The organism is Acetobacter ascendens (assembly GCF_001766235.1).
Lineage (GTDB): Bacteria > Pseudomonadota > Alphaproteobacteria > Acetobacterales > Acetobacteraceae > Acetobacter > Acetobacter ascendens.
Genome location: NZ_CP015164.1, coordinates 1842794 through 1858676, shown reverse-complemented (window position 1 = coordinate 1858676; position 15883 = coordinate 1842794). Strand labels below are relative to the sequence as shown.

Below are 15883 nucleotides of genomic sequence, written 5' to 3'. Positions count from 1 at the left end.
ATTTGCAGATCATGCAGGCAGGAAGCGCCTATACGCGCTCTATTTGTTTGGGTGTGTATTAAGCAGGCTTACTATCAGGCAGCCGCAGCGTCCTGAATAAAAAATGTGGCATCTGTTCTGCCATTCCAACTTTCTGCCCGCAGATACCCAGCAAGATGCAGGGCAGGGCGTGTTGTGTCTTCCAGTTTGGCTGCTAAAGGGTTTTCATGCGCACGGAACAGTAGCGCTTTCAACCGGCCATTATTTTCACCCTTTAAAAGCAGGCGCAGCGTGTTGCCATCTCGGCCAATGCGGTCTGCCCGTATGACTGTTACACGGGGTATAGCTAACAGAGGCTCCGGGTTTCCGGCACCAAATGGGGCAAGGGCTCCCATATCCTGCGCCAATTCTGCTGTGGCGCCAGAAATGGCTACCACTGCATCCACTGTAAGAGGCACTTTTTCAGGAAGTGTGGCCGCCTGTGCCAACCGCGTATCCAGAAAGGTATGAAAATCTTCCAGTTTATCTGCGGTAAGCGAAAAACCTGCAGCCATGGCGTGGCCACCACCGGTTTTCAACATTCCTGCTTGGCGTGCCGCAATAATCACGGTGCCAAGATCTAAACCGGGAACAGAACGGCCAGAACCTTTAATGGTGCCATCTTCCTGTTCAGCCCCAACAAGGGCGGGCCGATTGAACCGTTCCTTAATACGTCCTGCTACAATACCAACAACACCGGGGTGCCAATCTTTTCCGGCCAGCATAATAACAGCATGCCCAGCTTCTTTCTGAGCTTCAGCCTGTTGCATGGCCCGATCCAGAATGTCGGCCTCAACACCTTGTCTACGGCGGTTTACAGCATCCAAACGTTCGGCCATCTGGCGTGCTTCAAAATTATCTGGGCAACGGAGCAGGCGGAGGCCTAGGGCAGCTTCTGCAATACGGCCACCTGCATTGATGCGCGGCCCCAATGCAAAGCCACAGGAAAAAGCATCCGGAGCTTTGGTAACGCCAGCAATTTCCATAAGGGCATTCAGGCCAGTGCGTTGGCGGCGGGCCATAATTTTAAGCCCTTGCGTTACAAACGCACGGTTAAGCCCATGTAGCGGCATAACATCACAAACCGTTGCCAAGGCCACCAGATCAAGCTGGCGCATAAGATCGGGCGGAGGCTGGTCTGCTGTAAACCAGTCTGCACGCCTTAGGTCTCGCGTAGTGGCAACTGCGGCCAGAAAGGCGAGCGCTGCGGCACAAATATGGTGCAGGCCAGAGGAACAGTCAGGCCGGTTGGGGTTAACTGTTGCCAGAATAGGGGGAAGGGCATCTTCCGATTTGTGATGGTCCAGCACAATCACATCGGCTTTATCTGTCACTTGAGAGAGAATATCTGCCGAAGTGGTGCCGCAATCCACACAAATCAGTATGGAAGCGCCTTGCGCCACTAAATTATCCAGTGCGGCTACGTTAGGGCCATATCCTTCGGTCATTCTGTCCGGGATATGAGTATGAACGGTGCAGCCGAGTTCTTCAAAAAATGAGGCAAGAATGGCGGAGGCACAGGCGCCATCCACGTCATAATCACCAAAAATACCAATCACTTCATTGTTCTGGATAGCTTTGGCCATGCGGGCGGCAGCTTTATCCATATCTGTGAGATTGGAAGGATCGGGCATAAGTGCCCGCAACTTGGGTTCCAGAAAATGAGGGGCCTGATCTGGTGTGATCTGGCGCATGGCCAACAGACGGCCAACAATTTCCGGAATACCCAGTTGTTGTGCCAAAGCAGCGCCCAAGCGCATCAGAGCAGGGTCTTCTGCTCCGGCACGCCAAACCCAACGCCGCCCAATAAAGCTGGCTTCCACCCCCAATACAGCAGGGGTGGAAGCTTCTTCAGAGTGTTCGGCAAGTTGCAAGGTGTTGCTTTGCATCAAAATTCAGAGCTGCTTATTGCGGAGCCCATGTTTTGGTTTTGAAGTTATGGTGTCCTTCGATAAAGCGCACCGTTCCTGATTTGGAACGCATGACCAGAGAGTGCGTAATGGCCTGGTGCGGCAACTGCCGAACACCACGCAGCAATGTGCCAGTGGTAACGCCTGTGGCAGAAAACAGCACAGATCCGGCAGCCAGATCATGCAGGCCTAACTTGCGGTCTGGGTCTTTGCCGGGGTTCATTTTGCGGGCACGTTCGCGCTGCCCATCATCTTCAAACAGCAGACGACCCTGCATCTGCCCTTCTACGCAGCGAATGGCAGCCGCAGTCAACACACCTTCAGGTGCACCGCCAGAGCCCACATAAATATCAACCTGACTGGTATCAAGGCAGGCAGCAATGCCGCCAGCTACATCCCCATCTGTAAGCAGGCGCACACGCGCACCAGCAGCACGGGCACGGGCAATCATGTCTTCATGCCGTTCTCGGTCCAGCGTGCAGAGCAGAAGGTCCTGAACACTTTTGCCTTTGGCTTTGGCCAGATTTTTCAGGTTGTTCTCAATGGAGTTATCCAGATCAACAACGCCATCAGGCAGATTGGGGCCGACCACAATCTTGTCCATATAAATGTCTGGCGCATGCAGGAAGTTACCACGCTCTGCCAATGCCACCACGGTAATGGCGTTTGGCATATCTTTGGCGCAAAGGTTGGTGCCTTCCAGAGGGTCTACGGCAATGTCCATGCCGGGGCCGCCAGAGCCAACTTTTTCACCAATATAAAGCATGGGGGCTTCATCCATTTCCCCCTCACCAATCACCACCATGCCATCAATGGCGACAGTATCAAATGCTGTGCGCATGGCTTCTACAGCAGCGCCATCAGCATCGTTCTTGCGGCCGCGCCCTGTCCATCGGGCGGAAGCCAGAGCAGCGGCTTCCGTTACACGCACCAGCTCAAGCGCCAGATTGCGGTCAGAAACAACAAAAGGGGAGGGGCCTATGGAATCAGACATCAGAAACAGGATCCTTGCTTAAAAGTCTATGATACCGGAAAAGGTGGCAAAGTCTATGATACCGGAAAAGGTGGCTAGAATCAGGCTGTTTCGATCCGAATCATCACAGGGCTGTCCGTCACCACGCTCAGGGCATCTATTTTGGTGATGGCATCCTGCATGGCGGCTTCCGATGTCTGATGCGTAACCAGAACAAGCGGAACATACGGTGTTGTCTCATTTTCTGCAGGATGCTGGAGCATGCTGCGCAAGGAAACACCGCAATCCCGCAAGACTGCTGTAATATCTGCAATAACGCCGGGGCGGTCTTCTACCATCAGGCGTAGGTAGAAAGCACCTGCTCCGGTGCCAGCCGGGCAAGCGCGCAATGCGGGTTCCGCACTGGCTTGCACGCCCCATACCGGAATGGTGTGGCCACGGGCAATGTCAACCAGATCAGCCGTTACAGCACAGGCCGTTGGGCCAGCACCGGCACCGCGGCCTTCCAGCATGATACGGCCTACAAATTCACCTTCAGCCACAACAGCGTTAAACACGCCGTCTACCTGCGCAATAGGTGCATTGTGGGGCAGCAGGCATGGCGCAACACGTGCCTGAAGGCCAGCATCTGTTAGGCGGGCAAGGCCCAGAAGTTTGATGCGGTACCCCAGGGTGCGGGCAAAAGCAAAGTCAATGGCGCCAATCTGACGAATGCCTTCTACCTGCACGGAATCGAACGCCACAGGGCGGCCAAATGCCAAACCAGCCAGAATTGTCAGTTTATGGGCGGCATCAATACCATCAATATCGGTGGAAGGATCGGCTTCTGCATATCCCAGATCTTGCGCATCTTTCAGCACCAGATCGAAATCCTTACCCGTTTCACGCATTACGGTTAGGATGTAATTGCATGTGCCGTTCAGAATGCCGCCAACATGCAGAAGTTTGTCTGCTGCCAGACCTTCCCGCACTGTTTTAATGGCAGGAATACCGCCTGCCACAGCAGCTTCAAAAAGCAGTGGTGCGTGATTGTCTGCGCTAAGCTTGGCAAGGGCAGAGCCATGCACAGCAAGAAGAGCTTTGTTGGCGGTTACAACAGGTTTGCCAGCAGATAGCGCTTTTTCTACCAGCGCACGGGCTGGGCCTTCGCTTCCGCCAATCAGCTCTACAACAACATCCACATCTGGGTCTGAAACCAGATCCAACGGGTTTTCATGCCAACGCAGGGTGGAAACATCTATACCACGGTCGCGCGTGCGATCTCGGGCGCTTACGGCCACCACTTCCAGTTTGCGGCCTGCGCGTGCGCTCAGCAGATCTGCATTCATACGCAGCAGGCGAATAGTGCCCGCGCCAACCGTGCCCAGACCGGCAATACCAAGACGAAGAGGAGAAGAATTGGAACAGGATGTCACGGTGCAACAGGCTCCGGCTTTTTGGTAGAGGAAGAAGAAGACGGCGAGATACCATGTGCGGACAGGAACCCACGAATAGAACGTAGGGCCTGGCGCAGGCGCTGGGTGTTTTCAACCAGCCCGATGCGAACATGGTCATCACCATATTCACCAAAGCCAAGGCCGGGGGCCACAGCTACGCCAGCTTCTTCTAGAAGAAGTTTGGAAAAGGCAACGCTGCCCATTTCACGGAACGGCTCAGGAATGGGAGCCCAAGCAAACATGGAACCTTCTGGGGAGGGAACATCCCACCCAGCTCCATGCAAGCCGCGGATTAGCACATCGCGCCGGTCTTTATAAAGAGCGCGCAAGTCAGCCACACAATCCTGCGGGCCATTTAGGGCCGTTACAGCAGCCACCTGAATAGGGGTGAAGGCGCCGTAGTCCAGATAAGATTTAATGCGGGTAAGTGCTGCAATCAGGCGCTCATTCCCTGCGGCAAAGCCAACGCGCCATCCAGCCATAGAATAGGTTTTAGAAAGAGATGTGAATTCTACGGCAATATCCTTCGCACCCGGCACGGCCAGAATGGAAGGGGGCACGAGATCACCAAAATAGATTTCAGCATATGCCAAATCAGACAGGATCCAGATTTCTTCCTTCCGGCAGAAGGCAACCAGTTCCTTGTAAAAATCCAGATCAGCCAGATACGCAGTTGGGTTGGATGGGAAGTTTACAATCAGTGCAGTAGGCTTGGGCACGGAATGGCGCACAGCCCGTTCTAGCGCACGCAGCATGTTTTCATCCGGTGTTGCCGGAATGGAGCGGATCGAAGCCCCAGCAATAATGAAGCCAAACTGATGAATGGGGTAGGAGGGGTTAGGCACCAAAATGGTGTCCCCCGGGCTGGTAATAGCCGAAGCCAGATTGGCCAGACCTTCCTTGGAGCCCAGTGTGACAATCACTTCCTTGTCCGGGTCCAGCCCAACATGGAAGCGACGTTCATAATATCCCGCAACCGCCTTGCGTAGCCCTGGAATACCGCGGCTGACGGAATAACGGTGGGTGCGTGGGTCCTGCACCGTTTCTAGCAGCTTATTGACAATATGTGGCGGGGTAGGAGTGTCAGGATTACCCATGCCGAGGTCAATAATATCCTCGCCCCGCGCGCGGGCTGCTGCCTTGGCCTGGTTTACCGAGGCAAATACATAAGGCGGCAGGCGGCGGATGCGATGGAACTCTTCAGTCATGGGTTTCTGATGCTCTAAAGAAACAGGGGGTAAGGAACCCCCGCAGGTTTGTGGGAAGAAGCATAGTAATCGTCAGAACAGAACAGGCAACTCCTCACACTGCCCAAAATGCTGGAATGACGCTTTTATATGAGGTTTTATGGGCTGGCAGCCACTTTAGCGCCCGTGCCAAAGGCATCACCCCGCACATGAATGCTGGCGGAAGGCACACCAAGCTTTATCAGAGCTGCTGCTAAGCGTTGTGCTCGTAAAAGCCCAAGTTTTACGGCATCGGACTGATCCTGAGCGCTCAATGAAAGGGCATTACCGAACCCACGGATAAAGAATGGCCCATTAGGGTGATCCGCCTTGAGCTTGCTAAGAGTATTTTCCTGCCCGCTGGATAGCACATCTGACTGCGACACAAAGTGGAACGAAGTGCCTTTTACATCAACCAGATCATAGTTTGGCTTGATGGTATCCGGCACGTGCGCATCGGAGGGCACATCAAAACCCGGAAATGATGGTGCTGTGGGCGGCCCATCTGGAATTTGCGGGATATCGGAAGCAGGTATTTCTGTTTGTGCGGCTTTTGGGCGCACTTCTGGCAAACCAACTTCTGGCTCGGTTTCCGCTGTTTTATCCTGCTTCTTATTGGCATGGCTATCTTTGGAAGACGCTTTGCCGGCTTGGGAAGCAGAGCTTTGTGCGTTTTGGTCTGGTGAGGAATCCGCTGCATCCATAATGGCGCCGCTTACGCCTTCCGGCAAACTGGCTTGTTGAGAACCATCCTGTGCAGCGCCATTTGACTGGGTGGACGAGCTAGATACAGGCGCCGCACTTTTTGCAGGAGGTTGCGCCGCAGCAGAAGGCGGGGGCGGAATATCGGGGATAAGACTGCCATTGGCAGCTACTGTCCGATAAGCCAGATTGCGCTCACGAATAAGTCCTTGAGTCACCAGCGCGCGGTCTTGGGGAGAAGGCATTTCCGGCGCTTGTGTGGGGGTAAGGCCAACGTGCGGGTAGGGGTCATAAATGCCCGGCGGCGGTGGCCGTTGGGAGGCAATAACCCCACCGCGCATGTGCTGCACCCAAGAAAGCGTGCCATCAACCGCATCTTTATGGGGGCTGCACCCGCCGAGAAGAAGCGCACCAGAGGCCATGAGCATTCCAAGCCGTACAGCAGGTTTTAGACCTATGGCGCTGCGGAGTGTCCGCTTGTGTTCTAAGCAGGGTTGCGGCATGGCAGCGCGGATACTCCGACTAATGGAAACCAGACAGTAAGACGGAGCGCACCTTACCCTTTTCCGTCCCGGCTGGCGAGACAGCACATGATTGCCCCTTGGCAGGCAGGCTTAGGCAGCGCAGGATAAGGAAATGTACACAGATACAGAACATGCGGAGAAAGCAATGACGGGCATTTTCCCCCGTAACGCCATCAAGATGGATGACGAACCGGAAACTCCGGCAACCCCGGAGAAGGCAGAAGAAAAAACAGCCGGCGCCCCGCATGGCGAACTGGAACACAAGTTGTTCAAGCAGCGGAAAGTGCTGATTTTTGGCGGGATTGATGACAAAATCGCCCGTGATGTAACGGGCCGCCTTTTGGCGCTGGCAGGTGAATCTGACCAGCCGATTGATGTCTACGTCAACTCTCCCGGTGGGCATGTGGAAAGTGGTGACACGATCCATGACATGATCCGCTTTGTCGATTCGATTGCACCAATCAACATGATTGGTACAGGCTGGGTGGCGTCTGCTGGGGCGCTGATTTTTGCTGCTGGCCATAAAGATCGCCGATTCTGCCTGCCAAATACGCGCTTTTTGCTGCATCAGCCGATGGGTGGTGTGCGTGGCCCGGCAACGGATATCGACATTGAAGCACGTGAAATTATCAAGATGCGTGAACGGTTGAACCGGATTTTCGCCAAGGAAACCGGCCACAGCTATGAAAAAGTCGCAAAAGATACGGATCGTAACTACTGGATGTCCGCCAAGGAAGCGATTGATTACGGCTTAGTGACCAAGATCATTTCAAAGCTATCTGATCTGCACTAATACACATCGCGCCTGCTTCGCATTTCCATCTCTGGATTGGGCGAGGCAGGCGCGTTTGCGTTACTGGATCTGCCAGAATGTCTGCCCAAACGGTTGGGTGTCGTATCAGGCGAGATCCCTAGAAAACAGGTTCCTCACATGGGTTCTCTGAGCGATATCTATTCTCATCTGCCTGAAAGCATGGATGATCTGCCCCCGCCGCCCAATGAGGCAGCAGTGGAAGAGGCTGATTATCGGGCCCGCCATTGGGTAAGCCCCGTAAAAGGGCCGCTTAAGCCGGGGTCTGAGGCACATAAACAGGCCTTGGCGGCCATGTTCCGCGAGACGTTTAATCCTTACAGGCCATCCGTTATTAAGTGGCCTAAGTTGGACCCGGAAACGCTCAAGCGCGTGACCTCCCTGCCGATCTGGGATATTGCCGTACAGACAGAAGGCAAGGCCCGCCTGCGTATGGCTGCTTATGCCAATCTGGTTACAGACCCGGATATGAAGGATGCCATCTCCCGCAATGCGTGGGAGGAAAACCGGCATAAGGAAGTGCTGTCCAAAATGGTGGCAGCCTATGATATTCCCATGGCGCCGGAACCACCTTACGTTGAGCCTAAGGACGTTGAATGGGCTTATCTGGTGACAGGCTTTTCTGAATGTGCAGATAGTTTTTTTGCTTTTGGCATGTTTGAGCTGGCCAAGCGTTCCGGCTATTTTCCGCCTGAACTAACAGATACGTTTGAGCCCATTATGCAGGAGGAATGCCGCCATATCCTTCTGTTTGCCAACTGGCTGGCATGGAACCGAGCTGTTATGCCTTGGTGGCGGCGGCCTTACTTTGAACTGAAGGTTCTGGCTGTTTGGGCTTTCCTTGGTTACGAGCGCTTGTCTCTTGTGCGTACGGTGGATGATGAAGGCCAGGTACATACGCAGGACAACAACTTTACGGTAACTGGCACCAAGGAAGTTACCAATATTCAGATCAATTTGCCTGATTTCATGCAGCTTTGTCTGGATGAGGATGACCGGCGTTTTTCCGGCTATGATCCGCGCCTGCTTCGCCCCACAACCACGCCTGCCATTGCACGCGTTATTCGTGATGTCGGAAGGTGCTGGGAATTCGCAAGCGGTGTCTTCAAGGCAAACCGTAAAACAGCAGCTTAATTTGTTTTAAGATTATCCCAGCCAGACCGATTATTTTGTTCGGATTGGCTGGGTGATTTTTTATCTGCCTTAAACTTTGTCGTTGCCATATCGCCTATAATGAAAAGGCGGCGGCGTTTCTGGACGCTCTGTTATGGCTTGGGCAATAAGATCATGATCCGGTGCACGGTGGCATACAGGGTCAGTCGCTGTAGCATCTCCCGCTAGTGCCAAAGCTTGGCAGCGGCATCCGCCCCAATCGTCTTCCTTGAATGCACAAGATTGGCATGGTTCAGGCATCCAATCTGTGCCACGGAACAGGCGGAACAAAGGCGCATTTTCCCAAATGTTAGCGAGAGATCCTTCTGCAACAGAAGGCATCTGAATGCCCGGAATACTCTCTGCTGCGTGGCATGGCAGCACATTGCCTGCGGGGGAAACGTTTAGAAAACGTTGGCCCCATCCACCCATGCAGGGTTTGGGCCTATCTGCGTAATAATCTGGTGTTACAAAATCTATGCTCATGCGGCCAGCAAGGCGCACGCGCGCTTCTGCAACCACCTTTTCTGTATCTTCCACCTGAGCACGACTGGGTAATAACGCATTACGGTTGAGCAGCCCCCAGCCATAATACTGCGTATGCGCAATTTCTACGCGTCTGGCCCCAAGCTGTTCAGCCAAGGCCAGCATGGTAGGCACACGCTCACAGTTTTGCCGATGGATTACAAAGTTAAGTGTGAGAGGCAGGCCTTCGGCTTTAATAAGCTGTGCTGCTTCAAGCTTTTTAGCGTGGGCACCCTTCATATGGGCAATATGGTCTGCGCTCTCAGCTTCGGAATCCTGAAAGGAAAGCTGAATGTGGTCTAACCCAGAATTAGCCAGCTCTTGCAGGTTTTTGGCGTGAAGCAGCACGCCGGAGGTGATCAGATTGCTGTATAATCCTGCTTTGGCTGCATGGGCCACAAGTTCGGGCAGATCTGGCCGTGCCATAGGCTCACCACCAGAAAAGTGAACCTGCAACACGCCCATTTCAGCAGCTTCACTCAGCACACGTTTCCAGTCTTGAGTGCTAAGCTCCTGCGTGCGTGGCTCTAGTTGCAAGGGGTTGGAACAGTAAGGACATTGCAGAGGGCACCGGTGCGTTAGCTCTGCAAGCAAACTCATGGGCGGTGGAGGAGCACTCATACTGCTAGCAAAACCTGCTTGGTGGCCAGATCCTGTAAAAGATCCAGTACATCTCGTGCGATAACGTCCCGCGGGGCAGAAAATTTTTGGCAGAGCAGATCCAATATATGCTCCACATTGCGGGTGCCATCTATAAGTTGCAGCACTTCAACCGCGATAGGGTCTGCATGAAAGGCCCGTTCAGGTGCTTGAATGAACCATACTTCTCGCACGCGGTCATATTGCAGGCGTGTACCCCGCGCAAAGCGGAGGATGCTGTTTTTAGAAACCATTGAAGTATCAGATATTAGGCTCATGCTGCAGTTTCTGGGCGGAAAGCGCCCGGTGGAATACGAGCGGGTGTGACATAAGCATAATCTAATGCATCCAGCATGGACCACAGCACGCCACACTTAAATTTCAGTGCGTTTAATACACTCTGCTGCTGTTCTACTGTGCGAGCGTGCTCCTTTACGTAAGCAAGCGCAAAAGCAGAATCCTGCGGTGCCTGTGTGAGGCGCGGCTTAAAGTAAGCCAGTGTTTCTTCAGTAATAAAGGCATAGTTCTGCAACATGCCCGAAACGCGTTCGCTGATAATGGTGGGGGAGAACAGTTCTGTCAGGGAAGATGCAATAGCTTCCAGCACAGAACGTTCACGCACAAAATGCACATAGGCCTCTACCGCAAAGCGCGTGCCGGGTAGCAACCCTTCAAGCGATTCTACATAGGCACGGTCCAGCCCAAGCCCATTTGTTAGCTTCAACCAGCGGGCTACGCCACCAGAACCCGGTTCTGTGCCATCATGGTCTTCCAGTCGTCGCCGCCATTCACGCCGCAGTTCGGCAGTGGGAAGGCGCGCAAGGAGAGAGGCATCTTTAGCGGGGATGCTGGCCTGGTAATAATATCTGTTCAGCGCCCATGCCTGAACCTGCCCTTTATTCAGCTTGCCGTCATGCAATGCACGATGGAAAGGGTGCAGATTATGGTAGCGTTCTGCGCCTATGGCACGCAGGGCTTTTTCTAGTTCATCTGGTGTGAGCGGTTGGTTGGTCATAGCGAGACTTTCATTCCATCAAATGCAACATCCCATCCAGCTTGTTCTACGGCACGGCGTTCTGGAGAATCGGCCAGCAGAATAGGATTGGAATTGTTGATGTGGATGAGAATTTTACGTTTCACATGCAGGGGGCGGAAGGCAGCAATGGTACCATCTGGCGCATCTGCAATGGACATATGGCCCATGCGGTGGCCGGTTTTGCTGCCCAGGCCGGCGTGGATCATTTCATCATCCGTCCACAATGTGCCATCAAAGAACACAACATCTGCACCGTTTATGCGATTGCGTAGGGCATCCGTCATCATCGCGCAGCCGGGAATAAACAGGGCGCGGGCGTGACCATCCGTTATTTCCAGCCCAATGTTTTCCCCATTGCTCATGATTTCAGCAGGGTTTTCAGCCTTTTCTGCGTAAAGGGGCACTTTACCCGGCACAATAAATGGCGTGATGCTAAACCCAGCAGGCATCAAGGCAATAGGGTGTTCTGGCTGCATGACATGGCGCGGAACAAGTGTGCGATCCAAGGCATTGAAAATAGGGTTTGCGTTGAGCTGATCCAGAACAGGCTGTGTGGCATAGAGGTTGAAATGCTGCCGTTCCCGCAAAGTTAACAGGCCTGTAATGGCATCTATTTCTCCACTTGTGAGAACAACGCCAGAAATAGGGGTGGAGCGTAGCCCCTCACGCGGGAACATATCCGGTGTCTGGTTGATCTGGGTGCGCAGATCGGGCGAGGCATTGAGCACATACCAGTGCTGGCCATCTCCGCTTACGGCAATGGATGCCTGAGTGCGGGAAAGGGCTGCGGGGTCTCCCGCACGGGCACGGCGGCAAGCGGGGGCGTTAGAATTCCATTGCGGAAAACCACCACCTGCACCTGCACCAAGAACAACAATCTCAAGCATAACAACACATCTAAATAAAAAAGCCGCCAGTGCAAAACCGGCGTTAAAACCGGTAATGGCTGGCGGCTAAGCTGGGTATAACCCTGACTTATTTCTTCTGGCCGCAAACGTAGCTGTTGATTTCAGCGCCCAACGGGATTTCGGTAACTTTTGGTGCAGTCCAAGCCATGAGCCTGTCTCCTTGATTGAGTTGAAACAGCGCAGATTCCTACAGGTTCTTGAGATAAAGATCCGCAGGAAAAAGCCGCTTTTGCGCCTTGCAGTGTGATGAAAAATGTCTATCACGCAAGTATTTTACCCTCCAAACAGGCGGGTAGGGGGCCTATTTTCACGCAACTGTGAATAAAAGAGGGGCTGTACACCGCAACCGCACAAAATGTGTGCAAGATTTGTCTTGGCTGACGGAGTCTTCTAAAGCAGCCCACACAGGCAAGGCCTTAGCCCAGCGGGGTAACTATGCCGGGGAGGAAACAGATGAATGACCAGATACGCGGTTGGGGTAAGACGCACGCATGATGAGTAGTCAGGTTAAGGCGCTGTTTGTCCGTGTCTTTCGCAATACCGGGTATATTCTGGGGGGGCGCGGGTTTTGCGCTGTTTTGTCACTTATAACCACGGCTGTTTCCGCACGCGCATTGGGCTTGCAGGATTACGGTGTTCTACTGCTTATCAATTCCTTTGTTCTTTCCTGTTCGGCTGGGTTGCGGTTTCAATCTTGGCAACCATTGCTGCAATACGGCAGCAGTTTGTACCGTAATGGAGACAGGCATCCGTTTCAGATGCTCTTACGCCATTGCATGTTGTTAGATGGCGTAGGTGCGGTGGCAGGTATGGGCGTTGCCTTGTTGCTGTGTGAATGGTTCGGAAATCTTTTGGGCTGGGGAGATGCCTCTTCTGCCACGCCGTTTTGGTACATGACTGTTATTTTGTTCATGAACACAGGCGGCGCCATGGGCGTTATGCGGCTGCTGGATCGGTATGAACTTTCAGTGCTGGCAGATAGCGGAAGTGGGCTGATCCGTTTGGTAGGTAGCCTTGCCGGGCTGTTTTGGCATTGGTCTTTCACCAGCTTTTTGGTGATCTGGTATATCTCAACGGCGGCATCATTCTTTATCAATTACGGAATGGGCGCGTATCTGCTTTTACGCTCCGATAGTTTGCAGAACTTCCGTATATTTGGCGTGCCTTGGGTAAGCCCTATCAAAGGTATCTGGCGCTTTATTTTTTCTGTCAGCATCAATCAGGCGCTTGCACGGCTTTCTTCCCGTCTGACGGTGATGATTGTAGGTGCCGTTCTTGGGCCGCAGAGTGCCGCCATTTATAACGTGACATGGCAAATTTCTGATGGTCTGGCTCGCCCAGCCCAGATGATGACTCCAGCCTTGTATCCAGAACTGGTGGCTTTGAAAGATAAGCGAGACTGGGCATCCATTCGGCAGGTCACGCACCGTATCTTGCAAGTGCTAGGCGTATTTTCGGCAGCGGTGCTGGCTATTGTTTTTGTGCTGGGGCCTTGGTTATTGCACGTGCTGCTGACTGTGCCGTGGTCTGGCACCCGCACGCTTTTGCTGTTGATGATATTAACTGCCATTCTGGATTTATGGGATGTGCCGCTAGAGCCTTTGCTGGTTTCTCTCAACCGCGCTCATCAGATTTTGCTGGGGCGGTTGTTTACAATGTGCGTAACACTGCCCTTGCTGTATTTTCTAACTTCAGGATTGGGGATGACTGGGGCAGGTCTGGCAACATTGATAGGCGAGTTGGTGATCTTCCTGACGCGCCTTGTGCCTTACCTGTTGATGAGCCGAAAGCAGGATTTTGGAAGAGGCAATGGCTGAGGTAGCTCCGGTTTCTGATACATCTGAGGTATGGATACTGGATACCCACCGCGCCGGTGAAATGGCACAGTGTAGGGCCTTGGCAGGTATGCTTGGGTTGCCGTGCCAAATTATTCCGCTTGAGGCAAATTTCAGATTGCCGGAGCAGATTCCAAATACTCAAAACCTTCGGCTGATTTTGTCTTTTGGGAATGCAGTGCAGGCTGCATTGGCATTGCGTGCACATTGTAAAAGCATGCCAGCTATTGTGCAATTGGGGCGGCCAAGCCATGTGCCCGCAGCCGATTTGGATCTGATAATTATTCTGCCGCAAGATGATTATCCAGCAGCATCCAATGTAGTACGCTTAAGGTTTCCCTTAAATGGTGCAAATAAAAGCCAGACGTTTATCCCGCAAATAGACCCATCTACGCGGCATGGTGGTACCATTGTTTTATATGGCGCGCCATCGCGGCAGTTTTTTCTGAGTAAGCAGGACACATATAAACTGCTACGTTTCAGCCATGAACTGGCACAAGCGCATCATGAACCTTTGCATGTGTTTACAAGCCCAAGAACCCCTGTTGAGGCTGAAGGGTGGTTGGAAGATATCAGCAAAACCATTCCAATGCAGATTTACACGTTCCGGAAAGGTGTTAACCCGTTTCAGAAGTTTTTGCGGGAAGCTGGCAGGTTTGTTGTAACCGGAGACAGTGCATCCATGTTGGCAGATGCGTGCCGCACAGGTGTGCCTGTATGGTTGTTTCCATTACGGCCTAAGCACAGCTTCATGACACGCTTGCAAGCCAGTGTAGATCGGTGGGGGCTGCAAAATATCCGCAACGGGTTCGTACGCCGTGGTTGGCTGGGAAGTGGAACATGCTTTGATAAGTGGCATTCCACTTTGGCCAAGCAGAATTATATCCATTTGGTAACACCGCAGGTTTCTGCACAAATGTTGAGATGGCAGCCAGATGCACCCCGGCGGGATGATGATATGCAAAAATGTTATGAGAGTATCATGAAACTGCCTTTGTTTATTGCCAGATAAGCATCAGCATTAGATATGCTGGATAGTGTGGCAATGTTTGCCACGTTTATGGTTTCTGCCTTTAGGAAGTCTGTTTCGGCTGACGACTTATAACGGCATTTCACAACGGGCAGACAGGTGCATGCACGATACTCTTGAACGGAATAAGCAGACAGTTCTGCAAGGAACATGCGCGGCCATTGTGACGTATGGTAACCGAGTTCCATTTCTAAAGCAGGTTTTAGAAGGTGTTTTTGGTGCAGGTGCTGGGTCTGCCGTTGTTGTAGATAACGGCACGGAAAAAAGTGTGGCGGCAGAAATTGCCAGATTGCCAGAAATATTCGGGACAGATCGTCTCACCATTGTGCGTTTGCCAACCAACACTGGTTCTGCCGGTGGTTTTCATGCTGCTATTCAAGCGGCGGCGGCGCGTGAAAATACACAGCATATCTGGGTGCTGGATGATGATAACAGGCCTGAGCCAGATTCCCTGAATGCCCTTTCCAAAGCATGGACAGGTATGGGCGCAAATGCGCAAATATGCCTAAGCAGTTTTAGAGAAGATAAAACAACATATAAGAAACTTTTTAAAACCTGTAAGTATCACGGCATTACAAAAAACTCATTTTTTGGCTTTTCCATGCAAACGTTGCTGCGGAAGCAAAAAGCAAAGGTTTGGCAGAAGGATGGGCTAAAATGTTTGCAAATGCAGATGTCGGCTTATGGTGGTTTCTGGTTTCATAAAAGCTGGATTCAAAAAATAGGCCTGCCGGATATGCGTCTTTTTCTTTATTTTGATGATTATGACTTTACTCTGCGGATTACAGAAACCGGAGGGCAAATTTGGGCGTGCCAGAATAGTGTCCTGAAAGATCTGGAACTATCATGGCAGGTCAATGATTCCGCATTACAGCATTGGCTGCGTGAAGAAGAAAACTTTTCCCGAACTTATTTTTCCATTCGGAATCGTGTTTATATTGAAAGAAAGTTTGTAAAAAATAAGTATATTTATGATGCGAATATTATTTTATATTTTTTGTCGAAGATTATTTTTAAAAACAAGCAGAGTATCTACTATCATTTCCAGCATCCACACTTAGTGTATAGAAGATGGAAGTTGATTGTGCAGGCCGTAAAAGCAGGCAAAGCCGCAGATTTTCAAACACCCCCTCCAATGGTTTGAAAGAAATTCTGTAT

15 protein-coding genes are annotated in these 15883 nt (G+C 52.2%); 5 read left to right on the top strand and 10 right to left on the bottom strand.

Annotated elements, in window-relative coordinates:
- Positions 1 to 74: 74 nt before the first annotated feature.
- The 5 genes from recJ to A4S02_RS08865 form a co-directional block, all read right to left on the bottom strand.
- The gene (gene recJ / locus A4S02_RS08885; RefSeq protein WP_070323548.1) at positions 75 to 1907 is read right to left on the bottom strand and encodes a single-stranded-DNA-specific exonuclease RecJ; all 1833 of its coding nucleotides are present in this window, start codon (positions 1905 to 1907) and stop codon (positions 75 to 77) included.
- Positions 1908 to 1923: 16 nt separating this feature from the next.
- Positions 1924 to 2922 carry a class II fructose-bisphosphatase gene (glpX, locus tag A4S02_RS08880; RefSeq protein WP_019087844.1) on the bottom strand — a complete coding sequence of 333 codons (999 nt, stop codon included), beginning with the start codon at positions 2920 to 2922 and terminating at the stop codon, positions 1924 to 1926.
- A gap of 80 nt (positions 2923 to 3002) precedes the next feature.
- On the bottom strand, positions 3003 to 4316 hold the full coding sequence (locus A4S02_RS08875; protein WP_019087843.1) for a homoserine dehydrogenase: 1314 nt from the start codon (positions 4314 to 4316) through the stop codon (positions 3003 to 3005).
- A complete protein-coding gene (locus tag A4S02_RS08870) occupies positions 4313 to 5545 on the bottom strand; it encodes an LL-diaminopimelate aminotransferase (RefSeq protein ID WP_019087842.1) in 1233 nt (410 codons plus the stop codon). The genes A4S02_RS08875 and A4S02_RS08870 overlap by 4 nt, the downstream gene beginning before the upstream one ends.
- A 137-nt stretch (positions 5546 to 5682) precedes the next feature.
- Complete coding sequence (locus tag A4S02_RS08865; protein WP_070323547.1) at positions 5683 to 6855, bottom strand: OmpA family protein; 1173 nt, start codon at positions 6853 to 6855, stop codon at positions 5683 to 5685.
- A 46-nt stretch (positions 6856 to 6901) separates the two neighbouring features.
- Between A4S02_RS08865 and A4S02_RS08860 the strand changes: the two genes are divergently transcribed.
- Together A4S02_RS08860 and A4S02_RS08855 are read left to right on the top strand one after the other, a co-directional pair.
- Positions 6902 to 7582 carry an ATP-dependent Clp protease proteolytic subunit gene (locus A4S02_RS08860; RefSeq protein WP_019087840.1) on the top strand — a complete coding sequence of 227 codons (681 nt, stop codon included), beginning with the start codon at positions 6902 to 6904 and terminating at the stop codon, positions 7580 to 7582.
- Positions 7583 to 7720: 138 nt separating this feature from the next.
- The gene (locus A4S02_RS08855) at positions 7721 to 8734 is read left to right on the top strand and encodes a hypothetical protein (protein WP_070323546.1); all 1014 of its coding nucleotides are present in this window, start codon (positions 7721 to 7723) and stop codon (positions 8732 to 8734) included.
- Positions 8735 to 8803: 69 nt separating this feature from the next.
- Here A4S02_RS08855 and pqqE read toward each other — a convergent pair whose 3' ends face one another.
- The 5 genes from pqqE to pqqA form a co-directional block, all read right to left on the bottom strand.
- Complete coding sequence (pqqE, locus tag A4S02_RS08850; protein WP_070323545.1) at positions 8804 to 9898, bottom strand: pyrroloquinoline quinone biosynthesis protein PqqE; 1095 nt, start codon at positions 9896 to 9898, stop codon at positions 8804 to 8806.
- Entirely contained in the window at positions 9895 to 10170 is a 276-nt protein-coding gene (pqqD, locus tag A4S02_RS08845) for a pyrroloquinoline quinone biosynthesis peptide chaperone PqqD (protein ID WP_026019183.1), read from the bottom strand. Before pqqD ends, pqqE begins: the two co-directional genes overlap by 4 nt.
- A gap of 20 nt (positions 10171 to 10190) precedes the next feature.
- On the bottom strand, positions 10191 to 10931 hold the full coding sequence (gene pqqC, locus A4S02_RS08840; protein WP_070323544.1) for a pyrroloquinoline-quinone synthase PqqC: 741 nt from the start codon (positions 10929 to 10931) through the stop codon (positions 10191 to 10193).
- Positions 10928 to 11839 (bottom strand): pyrroloquinoline quinone biosynthesis protein PqqB, encoded by a 912-nt coding sequence (pqqB, locus tag A4S02_RS08835; RefSeq protein ID WP_070323543.1) that lies wholly within the window; start codon positions 11837 to 11839, stop codon positions 10928 to 10930. Before pqqB ends, pqqC begins: the two co-directional genes overlap by 4 nt.
- 88 nt (positions 11840 to 11927) lie before the next feature.
- The gene (gene pqqA, locus A4S02_RS15145; protein ID WP_014457297.1) at positions 11928 to 12008 is read right to left on the bottom strand and encodes a pyrroloquinoline quinone precursor peptide PqqA; all 81 of its coding nucleotides are present in this window, start codon (positions 12006 to 12008) and stop codon (positions 11928 to 11930) included.
- Between the two features lie 343 nt (positions 12009 to 12351).
- Between pqqA and A4S02_RS08830 the strand changes: the two genes are divergently transcribed.
- The 3 genes from A4S02_RS08830 (at position 12352) to A4S02_RS08820 (ending at position 15869) form a co-directional block, all read left to right on the top strand.
- Complete coding sequence (locus A4S02_RS08830; protein WP_070323542.1) at positions 12352 to 13677, top strand: lipopolysaccharide biosynthesis protein; 1326 nt, start codon at positions 12352 to 12354, stop codon at positions 13675 to 13677.
- Complete coding sequence (locus A4S02_RS08825; RefSeq protein WP_070323541.1) at positions 13670 to 14707, top strand: ELM1/GtrOC1 family putative glycosyltransferase; 1038 nt, start codon at positions 13670 to 13672, stop codon at positions 14705 to 14707. The genes A4S02_RS08830 and A4S02_RS08825 overlap by 8 nt, the downstream gene beginning before the upstream one ends.
- Before the next feature lie 121 nt (positions 14708 to 14828).
- On the top strand, positions 14829 to 15869 hold the full coding sequence (locus A4S02_RS08820; RefSeq protein WP_228142335.1) for a glycosyltransferase: 1041 nt from the start codon (positions 14829 to 14831) through the stop codon (positions 15867 to 15869).
- The last annotated feature ends 14 nt before the right edge of the window (positions 15870 to 15883 follow it).